The 17,522-nt window shown below is 60.1% G+C and carries 17 protein-coding genes; 9 read left to right on the top strand and 8 right to left on the bottom strand.

Going from position 1 to position 17,522, the window contains the following annotated elements:
* Positions 1-6 precede the first annotated feature (6 nt).
* Together AC2FLZ_RS07420 and deoC are read right to left on the bottom strand one after the other, a co-directional pair.
* Complete coding sequence (locus tag AC2FLZ_RS07420) at positions 7-2,340, bottom strand: aldehyde dehydrogenase family protein (RefSeq protein ID WP_496882021.1); 2,334 nt, start codon at positions 2,338-2,340, stop codon at positions 7-9.
* A 266-nt stretch (positions 2,341-2,606) separates the two neighbouring features.
* Entirely contained in the window at positions 2,607-3,605 is a 999-nt protein-coding gene (deoC, locus tag AC2FLZ_RS07415) for a deoxyribose-phosphate aldolase (RefSeq protein ID WP_496882020.1), read from the bottom strand.
* Between the two features lie 198 nt (positions 3,606-3,803).
* On the opposite strand from deoC, the gene AC2FLZ_RS07410 reads away from it, so the two are divergent.
* The 6 genes from AC2FLZ_RS07410 to AC2FLZ_RS07385 all read left to right on the top strand — a co-directional run bounded on the left by AC2FLZ_RS07410 (position 3,804) and on the right by AC2FLZ_RS07385 (position 11,105).
* Positions 3,804-4,757: a metal ABC transporter solute-binding protein, Zn/Mn family gene (locus AC2FLZ_RS07410; RefSeq protein WP_496882019.1), complete on the top strand. Its 954-nt coding sequence runs from the start codon at positions 3,804-3,806 to the stop codon at positions 4,755-4,757.
* 3 nt (positions 4,758-4,760) lie between these two features.
* Positions 4,761-5,564, top strand: coding sequence for a metal ABC transporter ATP-binding protein (locus AC2FLZ_RS07405; protein ID WP_480474224.1), 804 nt, complete (start codon positions 4,761-4,763; stop codon positions 5,562-5,564).
* Between the two features lie 3 nt (positions 5,565-5,567).
* Positions 5,568-6,773 carry a metal ABC transporter permease gene (locus AC2FLZ_RS07400; protein WP_480493931.1) on the top strand — a complete coding sequence of 402 codons (1,206 nt, stop codon included), beginning with the start codon at positions 5,568-5,570 and terminating at the stop codon, positions 6,771-6,773.
* A complete protein-coding gene (locus tag AC2FLZ_RS07395; protein ID WP_480474222.1) occupies positions 6,770-7,699 on the top strand; it encodes a metal ABC transporter permease in 930 nt (309 codons plus the stop codon). The genes AC2FLZ_RS07400 and AC2FLZ_RS07395 overlap by 4 nt, the downstream gene beginning before the upstream one ends.
* A gap of 261 nt (positions 7,700-7,960) precedes the next feature.
* The gene (gene mutL, locus AC2FLZ_RS07390; RefSeq protein WP_496882018.1) at positions 7,961-9,823 is read left to right on the top strand and encodes a DNA mismatch repair endonuclease MutL; all 1,863 of its coding nucleotides are present in this window, start codon (positions 7,961-7,963) and stop codon (positions 9,821-9,823) included.
* Between the two features lie 52 nt (positions 9,824-9,875).
* The gene (locus AC2FLZ_RS07385) at positions 9,876-11,105 is read left to right on the top strand and encodes a DNA recombination protein RmuC (protein WP_480517951.1); all 1,230 of its coding nucleotides are present in this window, start codon (positions 9,876-9,878) and stop codon (positions 11,103-11,105) included.
* A 63-nt stretch (positions 11,106-11,168) separates the two neighbouring features.
* On the opposite strand, the gene AC2FLZ_RS07380 is transcribed toward AC2FLZ_RS07385, so the two are convergent.
* Positions 11,169-11,819, bottom strand: coding sequence for a ChrR family anti-sigma-E factor (locus tag AC2FLZ_RS07380; RefSeq protein WP_480554421.1), 651 nt, complete (start codon positions 11,817-11,819; stop codon positions 11,169-11,171).
* Between the two features lie 10 nt (positions 11,820-11,829).
* Positions 11,830-12,486, bottom strand: a complete 657-nt coding sequence (locus tag AC2FLZ_RS07375; RefSeq protein WP_480517947.1) for a sigma-70 family RNA polymerase sigma factor — start codon at positions 12,484-12,486, stop codon at positions 11,830-11,832.
* 151 nt (positions 12,487-12,637) lie between these two features.
* Between AC2FLZ_RS07375 and AC2FLZ_RS07370 the strand changes: the two genes are divergently transcribed.
* The 3 genes from AC2FLZ_RS07370 (at position 12,638) to AC2FLZ_RS07360 (ending at position 13,669) form a co-directional block, all read left to right on the top strand.
* A complete protein-coding gene (locus AC2FLZ_RS07370) occupies positions 12,638-12,955 on the top strand; it encodes a DUF3775 domain-containing protein (protein ID WP_209505065.1) in 318 nt (105 codons plus the stop codon).
* Between the two features lie 245 nt (positions 12,956-13,200).
* A complete protein-coding gene (locus AC2FLZ_RS07365) occupies positions 13,201-13,428 on the top strand; it encodes a DUF1127 domain-containing protein (protein ID WP_480474217.1) in 228 nt (75 codons plus the stop codon).
* Between the two features lie 37 nt (positions 13,429-13,465).
* Entirely contained in the window at positions 13,466-13,669 is a 204-nt protein-coding gene (locus AC2FLZ_RS07360; protein WP_480474216.1) for a DUF1127 domain-containing protein, read from the top strand.
* 94 nt (positions 13,670-13,763) lie between these two features.
* On the opposite strand, the gene AC2FLZ_RS07355 is transcribed toward AC2FLZ_RS07360, so the two are convergent.
* The 4 genes from AC2FLZ_RS07355 to AC2FLZ_RS07340 are packed head-to-tail and all read right to left on the bottom strand — an operon-like array spanning position 13,764 to position 17,266.
* Positions 13,764-14,906, bottom strand: coding sequence for a saccharopine dehydrogenase family protein (locus AC2FLZ_RS07355; RefSeq protein WP_480554422.1), 1,143 nt, complete (start codon positions 14,904-14,906; stop codon positions 13,764-13,766).
* A 3-nt stretch (positions 14,907-14,909) separates the two neighbouring features.
* Complete coding sequence (locus AC2FLZ_RS07350) at positions 14,910-15,965, bottom strand: saccharopine dehydrogenase (protein WP_496882017.1); 1,056 nt, start codon at positions 15,963-15,965, stop codon at positions 14,910-14,912.
* 14 nt (positions 15,966-15,979) lie between these two features.
* Positions 15,980-16,594 carry a glutathione S-transferase family protein gene (locus tag AC2FLZ_RS07345; RefSeq protein ID WP_480517943.1) on the bottom strand — a complete coding sequence of 205 codons (615 nt, stop codon included), beginning with the start codon at positions 16,592-16,594 and terminating at the stop codon, positions 15,980-15,982.
* 21 nt (positions 16,595-16,615) lie between these two features.
* Entirely contained in the window at positions 16,616-17,266 is a 651-nt protein-coding gene (locus AC2FLZ_RS07340; protein ID WP_480517941.1) for a histidine phosphatase family protein, read from the bottom strand.
* Between the last annotated feature and the right edge of the window lie 256 nt (positions 17,267-17,522).

Here is a 17,522-nt window from a genome sequence, read left to right as displayed (position 1 = left end):
GGAGCCCTACTCGCCGTAGGGCACCCAGATGTTTTTCACTTCGGTTGCAGCCTGAAGGAAGCGGCGGGAATGGTCCATGCTCCAATCAAATGCCGTCGCGTTATTGACCCAGGTCCGTTTCAGGTTCCCGGCTGAAACGACCTCTATCTCTTTCGACAGGTCGGTGGACGAGAACGACCAGACCGCGTCGACATTCAGATGCGAGGCCAGGGGTTTCGCCAGTTCAGCATGGCTGCCGGTCAGGATGTTGACCACACCGGCAGGGACGTCCGAAGTCTCAAGGATCTGGTAGAAATCCGTCGCCGCCAGCGGGTAGGGTTCAGAAGCCACCAGAACCGTCCGGTTACCCATCGCAATCGCAGGCGCCATGGCCGAGACCAGACCCAGCAGCGGTGCCTCATCCGCGCAAAGCGCACCGATCACGCCAACGGGTTCCTTCATGGCGATGGCCACGCCCCGGATCGGAACACCATGGACCTGGCCGTCATACTTGTCGGCCCAGGCGGCGGCAGTGAACAGGCGCTGGATCGAAGCCTCAACTTCTTTCGCGCCGTCTTTCCTGCCGGTCATGGCGTCGATCCGCGCCGCGAATTCACCGGCACGGGCCGAGAGGTTTTCGCCGATGTAATACAGGATCTGGGCCCGCAGATGGCCGGTGGTTCTGGACCAGCTTTTGGCACCTGCCGCAGCCTCGACCGCGTTGCGCACGTCCTTGCGGTTGGCAAGACCCACATGGCCCAGCAGGCCGGACTTGCCCCAAACCGGTTTCGAATAACCACCATCGGGCCGCGCCTGCTTGCCGCCGACATACAACTTGGCAGTGCGGTCAATCGGGTCGACCGGTGCCCCCTCGCCCATGGCTGCCTCGACCTTTGCCAGCGGCTTGGCCTTACCCTTGGGTCTGGTATAGGCGGTCAGCCCTTCCCAACCACCTTCGCGGCCAAAGCCGCTTTCGCGGACCCCACCGAACCCGGCAGCAGCGTCAAACAGATTGGTGGCATTCACCCAGACGACGCCCGCAACCAGCTTGGGCGCGATATCCAGCGCAAGGTTCACATTCTCGGTCCAGACGGTCGCCGCCAGACCATACCGGGTGTTGTTGCCCAGCTCGACAGCCTCTTCCGGTGTGCGGAAAGTCGAAGACACCAGCACCGGGCCAAAGATCTCTTCCTGCATCAACGGGTCCGAGGTCTCGAGCCCCGAGATCAGTGTCGGCGGGTAGTAGCAGCCGTGTGCGGGAAGATTGCAGGCAGCTTGATGCACATGGCCCGCTGTGTTGCTTTCGACCATTCCTTTGATGGTCTGCAACTGAACCGGGTCCACAACCGCGCCCACGTCGATACATTTGTCCAGCGGATTGCCGACGCGCAGCGTGTCCATCCGGGCGCGCAGCTTGTCGTGGAAACGGTCGGCGATGCCTTCCTGCACCAGCAGGCGCGAACCCGCACAACAGACCTGACCCTGATTGAACCAGATCGCATCCACCAGCCCTTCGATGGCCGAGTCGATATCGGCGTCATCAAAGACGATGTACGCGGATTTGCCGCCCAACTCCAATGTCAGTTCCTTACCAGATCCGGCAGTGGCCTCACGGATGCGGCGGCCCACAACAGTCGAGCCGGTAAAGGCAATCTTGTCCACGTCCGAGGCCACGATCATCTCGCCCACGGCACCGTCTCCGGTGACGATGTTGACGACACCTTTCGGCAGACCGGCCTGTGTGCAGATATCGGCAAATAACAGCGCCGTCAGCGAGGTATATTCAGCGGGTTTCAGAACCACCGTATTTCCCATTGCCAGCGCAGGCGCGATCTTCCACGCCAACATCAGCAGGGGGAAGTTCCACGGAATGATCTGACCGCACACACCCAACGCTTCAGCGTCGGGCAGCTCGCTTTCCATCAGCTGCGCCATACCGGCGTGGTAATAGAAATGCCGCTGCGCCAGCGGAATATCGATGTCACGCGATTCCCGGATCGGTTTGCCGTTGTCGAGGCTTTCCAGCACCGCAAACAGACGCGAATGCTTTTGCAGCAGTCGCGCAATTGCATAGAGATACCGCGCACGGCCCGCGCCGCCCAGTTTCTCCCATTTCGGCTGAGCCTTGCGCGCGGCGGCAACCGCGGCGTCCACGTCGGCCTGCTTGGCCTGCGTCAGCTTGGCCAGAACCTCCCCGGTCGCAGGGTTGCGGCTGTCAAACCCTTTGCCCGGCTTGGTGAAAGCACCATCGATATAGTGTCCGAACTTGTCGCCCTGATCGACCAGCCAGGCCAGTGCTTCGGCGGCGCTTTCGGGGGCGGGGCCGTATTCCATGGTCTCAAAAATCTCTTTGACTGTCATAGCGAACTCATCCCCATACCTATCTTAGACAGCGACCAAGGTTCGTTGGGCGTGTTTTTGTTCATAATACCTTGAACTCTCAGTTGAGACGCGGCCCACCTCATTTCGTATTGCCAAGTGAGCAGCAGCTTTCTGTCTGCCACTATCTCTCGTTCATGGTTATCCCAGAGATACGCTGCAACTTGAATGACTTCTGCTGTTCCTCCAAGGGACTTAAGAGCGTCAAATACCCAAGGAAGTGTTTTTTCTCGACCACTTGCCATGTTTTATCCCATCGAATGCCTGTAACCAGCCGAGTAAGCCCCGGTGACATAGTGTTCCAACTGCCGCTCGATATCGCCCAGCAACGATGAGGCGCCAAAGCGGAACAGATCCGGTTCCAGCCAGCGGTCACCCAGCTCGTCCTTGATCAGCGACAGATAAACCAGCGCGTCCTTGGCTTTCGAAATACCACCCGCAGGCTTGTAGCCGACCCGATATCCGGTGCGGTCATAGTAATCGCGGATCGCGCGGATCATCACCAGCGACACGGGCAGGGTGGCGTTGACGCTTTCCTTGCCGGTCGAGGTCTTGATGAAATCCGCCCCGGCCATCATGCACACCAGCGAGGCGCGCGCGACATTGCGCAGGCTACCCAATTCTCCGGTCGCAAGAATGGCTTTGACATGGGCATCGCCACAAGCCACGCGGAACGCCTTCATCTCATCATACAGGGCCTGCCAGTTCCCCGACAGCACGTGACGGCGTGAGATTACGATGTCGATTTCCTCGGCCCCGGCCTTCACGCTTTCCTCGATCTCGGCCACGCGCAGATGGAACGGGGACAGGCCTGCGGGAAAGCCGGTGGACACGGCAGCGACCGGAATGCCAGTGCCTTTCAGGGCGTCCACGGCGGTTTCGATCATGTCGTGATAGACACAAACCGCCCCGGTCGTGATCGGCGGCATGTCCAGCGCCTGAAGGACTGAAGGCGCAACCGGCTGACGGGCCTTTGCACACAGGCGGCGCACACGGCCCACCGTATCATCGCCCGACAGCGTGGTCAGGTCGATCATCGTGATGGCTTTCAGCAGCCACGCAGCCTGATATTCCTTCTTGACCGAACGGCGGCCCGGCAATGTGGCCGCACGGCGTTCAATCGCGGAAGTATTGGCCTGAACGGCGCGCACCCAGTCCAGATCCAGTTCCATTCCGGGGTTCCGGGGTTCGGTTACTTGCGGCAGATGCGCGGTGCGCACGGGGCTTTCTGAGCTCTGCGTATCCATGGTTACGTCCTTTGGGAGGTTTGCGACAAAATCGCACGGGTGGCCCGGGAATGGAAGGTGTTCCGGCGCAATGATCGAATATTTTTGACCATTTGGACAAATAATTGAGGTTTTCTTGCGAATAATTCTCATTAGCGTTGACTTAGTTGCGAATGGTTCTCATATTTGATCCAACACGTATCTAAATCGAGGTTGGAAATGATTCGTCGGCATTGCCTTGCATTTTTGGCTCTGGCCCTTTCGGTGCCAGCCATGGCGTTTGCCGGGGCACCGCTGAAAGTGGTGGCCACAACGGGCATGATTGCAGATGCGGCGCTTCAGGTCGGTGGTGATCTGGTTGAGGTCAGAGGGCTTATGGGCCCCGGCGTTGATCCCCATGCCTATCGCCAGACGCGCAGCGATATTGTGGCGATGACACGAGCAGACCTGGTTCTGTGGCACGGCCTGTATCTCGAAGCGCAAATGGAAGACTTCTTTCATGATCTTGAGCGGAAACGGACCGTTATTGCGGTTGCAGAAGGCGTAGACAAGTCCAGGCTGCGCGCGCACGACAATTATGCCGACAAGTATGATCCGCATCTATGGATGACGCCCGTGCTGTGGCGCGAGGTTGTTGTAGAGGTGCAGCGCGCCCTGACCGAGGCACGCCCCGAAGCAGCCGAGGTTTTTGCTGCGAATGCACAAGCCCATCTGGCCGACATAGACCGTCTGACGGCCTATGCCGAGAAAACCCTGTCCACCGTACCGGATCACAACAAGGTTCTGGTCACCGCCCACGACGCCTTTGGTTATTTCGGTGAAAGTTTCGGGTTCGAGGTTCTGGGCATTCAGGGCATCTCGACCCAATCCGAGGCGGGCCTGAACCGGATCGGAGAGCTGGTTGACCTGTTGGTTGATCGCAGGATCACGGCGGTCTTCGTCGAAAGCTCGGTTTCTGACCGGTCGATCCGCGCGCTGATCGAAGGGGCCGCAGCCAAAGGGCACGAGGTGAAGGTCGGGGGCGAGTTGTTCTCGGATGCCATGGGCGAGGATGGCACCTATGAAGGCACTTATATCGGGATGCTGGACCACAATATCACCGTTATCGCAGGCGCATTGGGCGGAGAAGTTCCCGATCGCGGCATGAACGGCAAACTGTCAGCGGGGTTCTGAGAGATGCTGGGGCTGATCAGCAACGAAGGTGTGACGGTCCAGGAACAAAACCTGGATAACAGCCCTCTGGCTGTGCGGGGGCTGACGGTTTCCTACGGACAGAAACCTGCGGTCTTTTCGGTTGATATGACGGTTACGCCCGGCGCGATGACCGCCATTATCGGGCCAAACGGCGCTGGAAAATCAACGCTGCTCAAGGCGGCGCTGGGCATCGTTACGCCATTGTCGGGGCAGGTGACAGTATTTGGTCAGCCGCTGAATTCGCAACGCGCACGTGTTGCCTATGTTCCCCAGCGTGCCAGTGTGGACTGGGATTTCCCGACACGGGTGATCGACGTGGTTCTGATGGGTCTGTCGCGTGAACTGGGCCTGTTGGGCCGCTTGCGCGCGCGCCACAAGGCCCGTGCGATGGATTGCCTGAACCGTGTCGGAATGCGCGATTTCGCGGATCGCCAGATTGGCCAGCTGTCCGGTGGCCAGCAACAGCGTGTGTTTCTGGCGCGTGCTCTGGCTCAGGATGCTGATCTGTATCTACTGGACGAGCCGTTTGCCGGTGTCGACGCCGCCACCGAAAAAGCCATCATCGCGGTGCTGAAATCACTGAAAGAGGCCAGTAAGACAGTCGTTGTCGTGCATCACGATCTGGCCACCGTGACCGACTATTTCGACCACGTTTTCCTGATCAACACCCGCAAGGTGGCCGAGGGTTCAGTGGCCGAGGCTTTCACTGCGGAAACGCTGCAATCGGCCTATGGTGGCAGGTTGGCAACGGCCCAGATCGATCAGATTTCACGCGCGCTGGGATAACTCATGCTTTGGGATGCTCTGACCCTTCAGCTTGGCTATAACGCCACGCTGGTTGCCATCGGTGCGACATTGCTGGGCGTGTCGGCGGGCGTAACGGGGACATTCCTGTTTCTGCGCAAGCGCGCCCTTGTCAGCGACGCAATCAGCCATGCAACCCTGCCGGGCGTCTGTATCGCTTTCATGGTGCTGGTCGCACTGGGCGGGGACGGGCGTAACCTGCCGGGCCTGCTGGTGGGGTCCGCTATTTCAGCCTGGGTTGGTCTGTTGTGCATGAACTGGCTGACACGGCGTACCCGCCTGGCTGAGGACGCCGCGATCGGTGCGATCCTGTCTGTGTTCTTCGGCTTTGGAATCGTACTGCTGACGGTCATCCAAACCATGGGGGTTGGCCGTCAGGCCGGGCTGGAAGGTTTCCTGTTGGGTTCGACCGCCGGAATGCTGTGGGCCGATGCGGTGATCATCGCACTTGGTGGAGCCTTGACCTTGGCTCTGGTGCTGATCATCCGCCGTCCGATGACCCTTGTCGCATTCGATCCCGAATATGCAGCGGCGCGCGGGTTGCCGGTGCATCGTATCGATCTGGCCATGATGGGGCTGGTCATGGCCGTGACCGTGGTCGGCCTGAAAATCGTCGGCCTGATCCTGATCGTGGCTTTGCTGATCATTCCGGCAGTGACCGCCCGGTTCTGGTCTGACCGCTCGGAACGCGTTGTTCTGTTGGCCGGGCTGGCCGGTGGTCTGGCCGGATATATCGGCGCTGCCATATCCGCATCTGCGCCCAATCTTCCAACCGGCCCGATTATCGTGCTGGTCAGCTTTGCCTTTTTCCTCGCCTCCCTCTTCTTCGCCCCGATGCGCGGCGTTCTGGCGGCAGTGCTGCGGCATCTGCGGTTTCAGCGCCGAGTGCATATTCGTCAGGGGCTTCTGGCGATGGCGCAAGGGCAGAAGATCTATGAGCCCCTGACCTTGCGTTTGCTGCGGCGTGCCGGGCTGGTCCGGGCGGATGGCGTGGCGACGGACACCGGCAAGGCCCGCGCGGCCAAAGCCCTGCGGGATGAAAAGCGATGGGAAATCGTGCGTGCCGATCAGGCGCACGAGGCGACAGCTGCGCTCTATGACGGGTTGCGCGATATCGAAACCGTTCTGACACGGGACCAGATTGATGAGATCGACCGCCAGATTGGCGGACCGCAAGGGATACCGGCATGAGTGGTGAAGAATTCGTCCCGCTGTCTCTGACGCCGCTGCTGATCGGAACATTTGCGGCCATCGCCTGTGCCTTGCCCGGCAACTTTCTTGTGTTGCGAAAACAGGCGCTGATCGGCGATGCGATCAGCCATGTAGTGCTGCCGGGTATCGTTGTCGCGTTCCTGCTGACAGGGGCCATATCCACCTGGCCGATGATGTTGGGCGCGGCCGGGGCCGCGGTTCTGGCCGTGGTCCTGATCGAGGCGATTCGCCGACTGGGGCAGATCGAACCCGGGGCCGCCATGGGCGTGGTTTTTACCACCATGTTCGCGGCAGGCGTCCTGCTGCTTGAGCAGACGGATACGTCAACCGTGCATCTGGATGTGGAACATGCGCTTTACGGCAATCTCGAAAGCCTGATCTGGCTGGACGCGACCGGGTGGTCCTCGCTGCTGGACGCTCAGGCCCTTGCCGGATTGCCCCCGGAACTGCCCCGTATTGCGCTGACACTGGTGGGTGTGATGCTGTTTACATGGCTGTTCTGGCGACCGCTGAAAATATCCACCTTTGACGAAGGTTTCGCCCGCACGATTGGTATTCGCACGGGACTTCTGGGCATGGCGCTCGTCATCACTGCGGCTATCGCGGCGGTTGCCGCTTTTGACGCGGTAGGCTCGATCATCGTGATCGCGATGTTTATCTGCCCTCCGGCAGCCGCGCGGATGCTGACCAACCGGCTTGAGGCGCAGATTGGCTGGAGCGTCGTGATCGCTATAACCTCTGCCGTGACAGGGTATGTGCTGGCAGGATACGGGCCCCTGTGGCTGGGCGCAGCGGATGCGGTCAGTGCGGCAGGGATGATCGCAACGATGTCCGGGCTGATCCTGGCGCTGGCGGCCATGTTTGGCCCATGCCGCACACGTGTTGGTGTTCAGACATCAGCCTGAGACGGCATTTTCCTGCCGCAGATGCCCGAGCGTCATCGGCCAAACTCTGCCCAGATGCCGTTAAGGTTAATCTTAAGCAGATTTTTGGGAAGTCTCATGCTAGAGGGCTGCCCATTGACTGGCTGAACACACCACTCACTTTGGTACGCCCGGATGGTACGGAATGGGATTCATTCACAGCTATCCGGGTGCCCCTTTCCGAACAGAAGACATGCTCAAACCGGTGGTAGAATCGTGCGCGGTTGTGCTAGGTCTAGGGGTATGGCGCAGACAAACCCCAATATCAGCGAAAATCGCCCCGTGATCAGACAGCTTGACGATGCTGCGATCAACCGTATTGCGGCGGGTGAAGTGGTGGAACGCCCGGCCTCGGCCGTCAAGGAACTGGTCGAGAATGCACTGGATGCCGGGGCCACGCGTGTAGCCGTCGAAATCGCCGACGGGGGAAAGACGCTGATCCGCGTGACCGACGATGGGTGCGGTATCCCGGCTGAAGATTTGCCGCTTGCCCTGTCGCGCCATGCCACATCAAAGATCGACGGATCGGATCTGCTGAATATCCACACCTTCGGGTTTCGAGGCGAAGCCTTGCCTTCGTTGGGGGCTGTCGGACGCCTGACCATAACCAGCCGTGCGCCGGGTCTGGATGCGGCGCAGATCCATGTCGCGGGTGGCAAGATGGGTTCGGTCAAGCCTACCGCCCTGCGCGCGGGCACGGTGGTCGAGCTGCGCGATCTGTTCTTCGCCACCCCCGCCCGGCTGAAATTCATGCGCACCGATCGGGCCGAGGCGCAGGCGATCACGGACATGGTGAAGCGGCTGGCGATGGCTGAGCCATCCGTCACATTTACCCTGCGCGATGTCTCGGGCGGTGGCGTAGGCCGCGTGATCTTCCGCGCGGATCGCGAGAATGGCGACCTGTTTGACGCCTTGCACGCCCGTCTTGCCCGTGTGATCGGGCGCGAGTTTGCTGAGAATGCGCTGCGGGTCGATGCCTCGCGCGACGGCCTCAGGCTTTTTGGCTATGCGGCCCTGCCGACCTATTCCCGTGGCGCTGCGGTGGCGCAGTACCTTTTTGTCAACGGGCGTCCCGTGCGCGACAAGATGCTGACCGGCGCTTTACGGGCGGCTTATTTCGATTTCCTAAGCCGGGACCGTCACCCGGCTGCGGCATTGTTCATCGACTGCGACCCGACATTGGTTGACGTGAACGTTCACCCTGCCAAGTCCGAGGTCCGGTTCCGCGATCCCGGCGTTGCGCGCGGGCTTATCGTATCCAGCCTGCGCCACGCTTTGGCAGAGGCCGGGCATCGCGCGTCCTCGACCGTGGCCAATGCGACCTTGGGTGCAATGCGACCGGAACCCGCGCAGTCTGCACCAGCGCGGGTCTATCAGATGGATCGCCCGTCGCCTGCAGCGCGCCAGGCCGCGTACCGGGCACAGGCTCCGGGTTTTGCGGAACTGGCGCATGATTACAGCGGCAGCATTGTCGATCCGATCCCGGTTGCAGCCGCTTCGCAGGGTCAGGAGTCTGATGCCCAGAATCTTCCACTGGGCGCCGCGCGCGGACAGGTGCATGAAAACTACATCATCGCCCAGACTGCCGATGGAATGGTGATCGTTGATCAGCACGCCGCGCATGAACGGCTGGTCTATGAAAAGCTGAAAACACAGATGGCCGAGACGGGCGTTGCGGCGCAGGCGCTTTTGATCCCTGAGATTGTTGAGTTGTCCGAAGGTGACTGCGCCCGTCTGATGGCTGTCTGTGATGATCTGTCCCGTTTGGGTCTGACCATCGAACCCTTTGGCGGAGGCGCCATTGCCGTGCGCGAAACTCCGGCCATTCTGGGCGAGGTCGATGCGCGCGCGATGATCCTGGATATCCTCGACGAACTGGCCGATCAGGGCGAAAGCCAGATGGTGCAGGCAAGGATCGAGGCGATTCTCAGCCGGGTTGCCTGCCACGGCTCGGTTCGGTCCGGCCGCCGTATGCGGGCCGAGGAAATGAACGCGCTGCTGCGCGAGATGGAGACGACGCCGCATTCCGGCCAGTGCAATCACGGGCGACCAACATATGTGGAACTGAAGCTAAGCGATATCGAACGCCTGTTCGGGCGCAGTTGATCCATTGGCCACTGCAGGTTAGTAAGAATAAAACAAGAACATTCGAGGCGACATGATCAAGATTGCAGGAACAGAATATGCACTGGATGACCCGGTTGTTCTTATCGTGGGCGGAACAGTTGCGCTGATCCTGCTACTGCTGTTCCTGTCGTTGCGCGCCGCTAATCGCTCGGCCCGGATGGCGGAACCGCTGGCGCGGCAGATGGCGCTTCTGGGTCAGCATGTGCAGCAGCTGGGACAGGGGCAGGAACAGTTGCGCGGCGGCTTGCAGCATGTTTCGGACACGCAAGCCAACGCGCAGGTACAGGTGATCCAGACGGTCGAGGCACGCTTGTCCTCGGTCCAGCAGCAGATGAATGACCGGCTGGCGGATAACGCGATGAAATCGGCCCGCGCGCTGGCCGAGATGCAGGAACGGATGAAGGAAACCCTGCACGGTTCGTCAAAACAGACGGCGACATCACTGACGCAGCTGCAGGAACGTCTGGCCGCCATCGACAAGGCGCAGGACAATATCACGAAACTTTCGGGCGATGTTCTCAGCCTTCAGGATATCCTGTCGAACAAGCAGCGGCGCGGGATGTTTGGTGAGATTCAGCTGAACGATATCGTGTCCAAGGCACTGCCCGCGGACAGCTATTCGCTGCAAGCCACCTTGTCGAACGGCAGGCGCGCGGATTGCCTGGTGCATCTGCCTAACCCGCCTGGCCCGATCGTGATTGACGCGAAATTCCCGCTTGAGGATTTCGAAGCACTTGCCGCCGCGCAGACCAAGGCAGATGTTGAAAGATGCCTGCGGGCTTTTGGCGCTGCCGTGAAAGTGCATATCAAGGCCATTTCCGAGAAATACATCCTCGAAGGGGAAACCGCTGACGGTGCCCTGATGTTCGTCCCGTCCGAAGCGATCTATGCCGAGCTGCACGCCCGCTTGCCCGATGTGGTGCGCGAAGGGTTCTCCGCACGGGTCTGGATCGTCTCTCCCACCACCTGCATGGCCACGCTGAACACGATGCGGGCGATCCTTAAAGATGCGCGCATGCGTGAACAGGCCGGTGCGATCCGCAAAGAACTGGGATTGCTGCACAAGGATGTGGACCGTCTGGGTGACCGCGTTTCAAACCTCGACCGTCACTTCGGTCAGGCGGCCAAGGATATCTCGGAAATCAAGATCAGTGCCGAAAAGGCCGGCCGCCGGGCGCAGCGGTTGGATAATTTCGACTTCGAAGAAATCGCGCCCGATACTGAAACAGAGGTTGTACCTCTGGCGCGTCACGAAGGCTGAGGATCCTGTTGAAAAACTGAACCGGCACCGGGCCGGTTCTGATGGGCCAGCGCCTGCAAGCGTTCAGATACGCAGAAAGGGCTGGAACAGGCGCGGCATCAGCTTGTTGAATTTCAGCGGCGCATCCGTAACCGCCAGACAAATGCAGTCTTCCGAGATATCCGCCACAGGCGTATGTTCAAGATCCTCGTCAGCGATCTCGACATCGCCGCGGGCAAAGCGGTCAACCTCGTCCGAGAAAGCCCCTTGCAGAACCATTGTCAGCTCCATGCCGTTATGGCCATGATCCGGTACGGCGGCACCGGCTGGGATGAACAGCAATCGGGCGGTGGCGTCTTTAGTGGTCGGCAGGATCGCCTGTTTGACGCCCATGCCAATCGGCCTCCAGCGGATGTCCTTGACTGTTCCACCCACGTAATCCTGCAACGGGGCCGGCAGAACTGCACATCCCGGGCGAACGGGCTTGGGCGCCGGAGCACCCTTGGCGATCAAAGCCATCGTGGCCGCCAGAGAGGTTTCGCTCATGCTGACTGCCTCACTCTGCTTGTCAAGAACTTGCCCGCCAACGGCGTCATAGCTTTCTGCGCGCGCACGGCAGTGGTCGCATAGGGACAGATGCGTGGCGACCATCAGATCGAAGGCTTCGGGCAGGTTGCCTGCGGCATAGGCCATCAGCAGGTCATCTATCAGGTGATGTTTGATCAACTTGTTCATCTTACTCATCTCAATTCATCGCGTGGCGCAAGCGATCCAGCGCCAGCCGTATCCGTGACTTGATTGTTCCCAGTGGCAATCCGGTTTGTGACGCTATTTCCCGGTGACTCAGGTCGCCGAAATACGCCTTCTCGATCAGGTCCCGCTGCGCATCCGGTAACGCCTGCAAGGCGGTGCGCAGTTGCGCGGTTTCCTGTTGCAGCGCGATGACGTCATCCTGATCGGGCTCTGCCTCGGGACCCCAACCCAGATCCTCGGGTTCAGGACGGCGTTGCTTGCGCAGCACGTCAATGCGCTTGTTCCGTGCGATGGTGAACACCCACGTGGCCACAGTGGCACGCGTCGGATCGAACAGGTGGGCCTTGTGCCACAAGGTCGCCATCACCTCTTGCGCGCACTCTTCTGCCATGGCGGCATCAGCCCCTGACTTCATCAGAAAGGCCTTGATACGCGGCGCGAAGTGCTGGAACAGATCGGCAAATGCCGCCTGATCCTGCGCATCCCGGATGCGTCTGACGTGGTCCACCCATTCGGCCCTGGTCTCGCGCTTGCCGTTGATGTCGTTCACCCGCCTACCCTTGATGTGTTTGTTGATGCGCCAAGGTTGAGGGGCGGGTGTTTCAACCGCTGGTCCGTCCAAGGTCGCTGTATTGGTCTGGGTAAACATAACCACATTACGGCGCACGCCCCAAGCCGGATCACTTTATCGGGACATTTTGTTCGCGGCGCTGATCCGCCTGTTTGTTCAAGATCAAAGACGCAGGCCGCTGTCGGTGGTTGTGATGGCGTAACAACCGCGAACACGAGGAGTGGAAGAGATGTTGGAAATCTCGGCAAGAAAAGTCGCCCAGGTCGCCATGATGGGCCGCGAACTGAACCGGGCCGAGGGCGAATTGCGGGCGTTCATCGACCGCATGAGCGAAGACGAGCAGGCCGAACTGGTTGCCATCATGTGGATCGGGCGCGAGAGCTTTTTCGCGGAAGATCTGGCCGAGGCCATCGCCACCGCCAAGTCCGAGGCTTCGACCCCCTGTGCAGACTACCTGATCGGAACACCGCACATGTCTGACCACCTTGAGAATGGTCTGGACGCACTGGGAATATCTGCGGAAGACGTAGAAAACGATCTGATGTAGGCCCTTCGGCGGCATCACCCAAAAACAGACTTGTGCGTTGGTCGCCAGCGTCGGATACCAAGGCCAACGCGCCTTCCGCTGCGCGGGCACTCCTGTAAGTGAGGAACAGGTAGGGCAGACCGGTCGCGAATAGCTGCACGCGTCATCTCAACAAACTTTAATGATTCCGACTGGCGGCCTTAACGGTGGCCTCCCTTATTTGAAGCTATCACAACCAAGCAACTCAAATATTGGAGGAACCAGCAATGACCCATGCACAGACGATTGACACTCATAAGGGCCTCTTGGACGGCCTCTTTGCCAAATATGCCGACGCAAAAGTTGAACATTTCCGACGCCAGATTTTCTCAAAAACCGTTCGGAAGCTGGAAAAGCTCAGCGACAAGCAGCTGAACGATATCGGCATTCCCCGCGACCAGATCCGTCGGCGCGCTTATCACAGCGTGTATCACAACGCACCCTACCAGCAGTGACCCGAAAGTTTCGCAACCCTTGCGTGAGGTAATCAGTATGTTTGACTTTATCCCCTCGACCAATCAACCGACCCCGGCCGCCAGCGCCTTGTTGCTGTTTGATCGCGCCATGCGCATTCGAGCCATCAGCCCGGATATCGTTCGGGCCGCCCAGCATCTGAACGGCCTGACCGACCATCAGCTGGCAGAGCTTGGCATCAACCGCAGCGATGTCGAAGACACCATCGAGCGCTATATTTGAAGATACCTTCAGAGAAATCCAGACGAGTTTACCATGCCTGAAGAAGAACAATGAAAGCCATTCCAGAAACTCTGGAATGGCTTTTTTCGTGCGATCAGGCCGTATGATCCACGATCTGCAAGTGCTGGGCCAACCTGTCGATCTCGGCCATCCAGCCCTGTACCAGTTTTGGGTCGCTCGGGGCTGCGTGAACGCCTGCCGGGATGGCGCGGTTCAAAACGGCCTCGACGGCAAGTGAAACCGGGATCGATACCAGACGCGCCATTGCTGTGCCGCGCTCATCGCCCCAGGCGTCCATGACATAGGTCTTGTGCCAGACAGGAACGCCGTCTTTCTCGGCTTTCAGTCCAACACACAGCACAACGCGGTCGGGCTCACCTTCGTCATAGGCGTTTTCGCTCCAGAACTGGTCAGACATCTCTTTCAGACGCGCATCCCCTTCCGGGCCCGACAGGGTTTCGATTTCACGGAACACATCCGACCACGCATCCGCCCAACCGTTCAGGCGCAGGGTGCCGCGGACGAATTCTCTGACTGGCCAGTGATCCTCGAACTGGTACTGCGCCTTGAACGGGATCGAGTCGCGGTTGGGATAGACCTCGAAACTTTCCGGCGTTGGCAGCGGCGCGATATAGCTGCTGATCGCATCCCACGGACGGGCAACGTCCAGCGGGGCATAGTCGCGGATCGACTTCGACGGCGACCGCAGCGCCTTGAGCACACCCAAGGGCGACCAGCTGAACTTGTAGCGGAACGGGTTCGGGATCTTGGGAATGCCACCGCAATACGAAATAAAGCTCAGGTGGTTTTGCGGATCGAACGCATCCGAGGCGCGATAGTCATCGACCAGTGCATGGGCCATCAGGTGGTCGATGCCCGGATCCAGACCAACTTCGTTGACCAGCGCCACACCGGCCTCGCGCGCCTTGTCGTCCAGTGCGCGCATTTCGGGCGCGATATACGATGACGACACGAAATTGGCCTGTTTCGCAATCGCCAGTTCTGCCAGTGGTACGTGCCAGTCGCCCGGCAGCATGGACACGATCACGTCGCCCTTCTCAAGCACACCACCCAGAGCGTCGATGTCGAAGGCGCGAATATCGTTGGTCAGGTCCCCAACCTCGGCCCTGGCTTTTTCGACCGTCCGGTTCCAGACAGTGACCTTGTGACCGCCCTCGATCAGACGGCGCAGGCCGGGGATGGCCGACAGGCCGGTGCCACACCAGTGAATCGTCATCGCTCAGATCCCTTCGATATGTGTTTTGTAAGTTGCTTTTGCCCGACCCCAGACGCCGCTGTCCAGATCGGTCAGGGTCAGAAGCGACGGCAAAAGCTGTGCCGCATAATCTTCCGAACTTTCGACCGGCAGCATCGACGGCAGGTTATCGATGGCCATCACGTCCATCACCGGATCGGTTGCCACGCGCAAAGCTGGCGCGTCCCATGTGGTTGCACGGTCATAGACCGGCACCGGGTTGTAATCACTGTCCGGGTCGCAGGCGACATCGCCGATAGCAGTCAGGTTGCGCGGGGCAGTCAACGCTTCACGCGGAACAAAGACCGGGGTTCCGGGGCGCGCGAAGATGCAGTTCAGGAACAGGTCGTGGTCCAGAATTTCCGGAAACGGTCCGCCGCTGGCGGTTTCCGCCATGTCCCATTTGGTGACGTCGACGCCCATCGCGTCGCACAGGTCTGCGGCCCCCGTACCCACGCGACCCAGTGCACCGATCACGATGGCGCGGGGGCGTGGGGCTCCGGTGGCGTCCAACTCGGCCAGCAATTCAGAGTTCAGAACGTCTTTGCCTGCATACACCCCAACCGGCGGGCATGCCTCGCCCCGTTGCTGTGCCGCCCACGTCTTGAGCGTTACCGCAGCACCGGCATACCCGGCCCAGTAACCAAAGGCGGCAACGCGGCGGCCATCTTCGCTCACCAGATATTCCAGATCATAAAGCGTGCCGCCCCCGGCCTTGAACCGCTCCAGCAGCGCACGACCCGAATGCTGGCCCTTATAGGCATGGCCGAACATGATGTGGCGATGGGGCAGGGGGGTGCCATCTTCGGGCAGTTCCTTGAGGCCAAAGATGATCGCGTCCAGCGGGGCCTCGGGCCACGAATTCTCAGCCGCGATTGCACAGCCAGCGTCCTTGTAGCCATCAATCGGAATGGCGCGGACATGGCTTTCCTCAACCGTCACGCGGATACCTGCGGCGATCAGTGCTGCGGCTCCTTCGGGTGTCAGCCCCACCCGTTCCTCGTTCGGGCGCTGTTCCGCCCTGACCCAGAGATGTGTCATCTTATTTCCTTTTGTCAGAGCATCCCGGCAGCGCGCACCGCCTGAACCGAAGGCCGTGCCTCCATCGCCTCGCGGAAGGCGATGATCCTGGGAAAGGCCGAGACATCGACGCCGTCGCCTTCCAGCCAGCTGCAAACCACATAAAGATAGGCATCGGCCAGAGAGAACGCGTCCCCCAGAACATACGACCCGCGCAACCCGTTTGACGAGATATAGTCGCAAGATGCAGTCATCGTTTGCGCGACCTTGTCCGTCATGTCTTTCCAGCTGGATTTCTTGTCGGCCCAGCGATGCCCGCGCAGCTTGTGGGCGTGGTTCACATGCATGGTCGAGGCCAGATAGAACATCACCTCGCGCATGCGGGCGGCCATGACCGGATCAGCTGGCACCAACCCGGCCTCGGGTGCCTTGGCCGCAATATATTCCAGCAACGCGCCGGTCTCGGTCAGGATGCCGCCATCGACCACCAGCGCCGGAACGCGCCCCTTGGGATTGATCTGCTTGTAGGCCGGTTTTGTCTGTTCCCCATCGGCAAAGTCCAGCTTGATTGCTTCATAGTCCAGTCCGGCCTCTTCCAGAGCAATCGCAACAGCGACCGAGATGGTTCGGGGTGCGTAATAAAGCTGCATCGGGGATCTCCAATCTGCTTCCTACAGGTGGGTCTGCGCAAACTGCCGGTCAGGTGCTTCCAGATGCGGCACCGCATTGAACAGGACCGGGCTCAGCTGCGCGCCAATCGGGTGCAGACGATGCATCGACGTGTTCATGATGGCAAGGGCCACCCGCGCCATCGACGGGATGTCCAACCCCATCGCCTGCCGCACCACCATCGAGATCAACCCGCCCGAGGTCACGACGATGGCCGGTCCGCCCTCGGTCCCGATCTCGTGCAGCGCATCGCGGACGCGGGCTTCAAACGCCTCGAAGGTTTCCGGAGCGTTCTCGATCTTTCCACTGGCCCAGGCCGCGAAGGTTTTGGGCAAGTGTTCGACAAATCCCTCGCGGTCGGTCGGGATTTCGACGCCGTGCTGTTCTTCGAACAACTGTGCAAGGGTGAAATACTCGATCTCGTTCAGCCGTGCGTCGCAGACAGGATCGGTCAATTCCATGCTGGCCACCGTCTCGGTGTGGCGGGTCAGGGTGCCACAATAGACGCGTGTATAGTGGCTGCGGGTGTCACGCAGATGCGCGCCCAGCCAGCGGGCCTGTTGATGGCCCAGATCGCTCAGCTTGTCATAGCTTGCTTCGTCGCGCGCTGTCGTGTTTGCCTGCCCGTGGCGCACCAATGTGATATGTGACATGTCGCTCCCTCTTGCGCCGAAGTCTTAGGGCAGGTTCCTTGCCGGGACCAGAGGGGTTTCTTGATCTCGCCGGAAAAACATTCGCAGCTGTCCGGTTTCTGGCTATGGTCGCCCTGACCAACTGCGCCCGGAGGGATTCATGGCCGTCGATCACACGCGTTTTCTGGATGATCTGCACAAGCTGCGTGAATTCGGTGCCTCGGGTGTGGGCAAAGGAGTCATCCGCCCGGCCTATTCAAAAGCGGATATTGCGGCG

This window comes from Ruegeria sp. YKSF131 (assembly GCF_059612645.1).
Note: the sequence above shows the minus strand (reverse complement) of the source record. Positions and strands in the feature narration are given on the sequence as shown.

Bases quoted from the DNA above. Each gene is read 5' to 3' on its own strand.
- AC2FLZ_RS07420 (WP_496882021.1), bottom strand. From the start codon at position 2,340: ATGACAGTCAAAGAGATTTTTGAGACCATGGAATACGGCCCCGCCCCC.
- deoC (WP_496882020.1), bottom strand. From the start codon at position 3,605: ATGGATACGCAGAGCTCAGAAAGCCCCGTGCGCACCGCGCATCTGCCG.
- AC2FLZ_RS07410 (WP_496882019.1), top strand. From the start codon at position 3,804: ATGATTCGTCGGCATTGCCTTGCATTTTTGGCTCTGGCCCTTTCGGTG.
- AC2FLZ_RS07405 (WP_480474224.1), top strand. From the start codon at position 4,761: ATGCTGGGGCTGATCAGCAACGAAGGTGTGACGGTCCAGGAACAAAAC.
- AC2FLZ_RS07400 (WP_480493931.1), top strand. From the start codon at position 5,568: ATGCTTTGGGATGCTCTGACCCTTCAGCTTGGCTATAACGCCACGCTG.
- AC2FLZ_RS07395 (WP_480474222.1), top strand. From the start codon at position 6,770: ATGAGTGGTGAAGAATTCGTCCCGCTGTCTCTGACGCCGCTGCTGATC.
- mutL (WP_496882018.1), top strand. From the start codon at position 7,961: ATGGCGCAGACAAACCCCAATATCAGCGAAAATCGCCCCGTGATCAGA.
- AC2FLZ_RS07385 (WP_480517951.1), top strand. From the start codon at position 9,876: ATGATCAAGATTGCAGGAACAGAATATGCACTGGATGACCCGGTTGTT.
- AC2FLZ_RS07380 (WP_480554421.1), bottom strand. From the start codon at position 11,819: ATGAACAAGTTGATCAAACATCACCTGATAGATGACCTGCTGATGGCC.
- AC2FLZ_RS07375 (WP_480517947.1), bottom strand. From the start codon at position 12,486: ATGTTTACCCAGACCAATACAGCGACCTTGGACGGACCAGCGGTTGAA.
- AC2FLZ_RS07370 (WP_209505065.1), top strand. From the start codon at position 12,638: ATGTTGGAAATCTCGGCAAGAAAAGTCGCCCAGGTCGCCATGATGGGC.
- AC2FLZ_RS07365 (WP_480474217.1), top strand. From the start codon at position 13,201: ATGACCCATGCACAGACGATTGACACTCATAAGGGCCTCTTGGACGGC.
- AC2FLZ_RS07360 (WP_480474216.1), top strand. From the start codon at position 13,466: ATGTTTGACTTTATCCCCTCGACCAATCAACCGACCCCGGCCGCCAGC.
- AC2FLZ_RS07355 (WP_480554422.1), bottom strand. From the start codon at position 14,906: ATGACGATTCACTGGTGTGGCACCGGCCTGTCGGCCATCCCCGGCCTG.
- AC2FLZ_RS07350 (WP_496882017.1), bottom strand. From the start codon at position 15,965: ATGACACATCTCTGGGTCAGGGCGGAACAGCGCCCGAACGAGGAACGG.
- AC2FLZ_RS07345 (WP_480517943.1), bottom strand. From the start codon at position 16,594: ATGCAGCTTTATTACGCACCCCGAACCATCTCGGTCGCTGTTGCGATT.
- AC2FLZ_RS07340 (WP_480517941.1), bottom strand. From the start codon at position 17,266: ATGTCACATATCACATTGGTGCGCCACGGGCAGGCAAACACGACAGCG.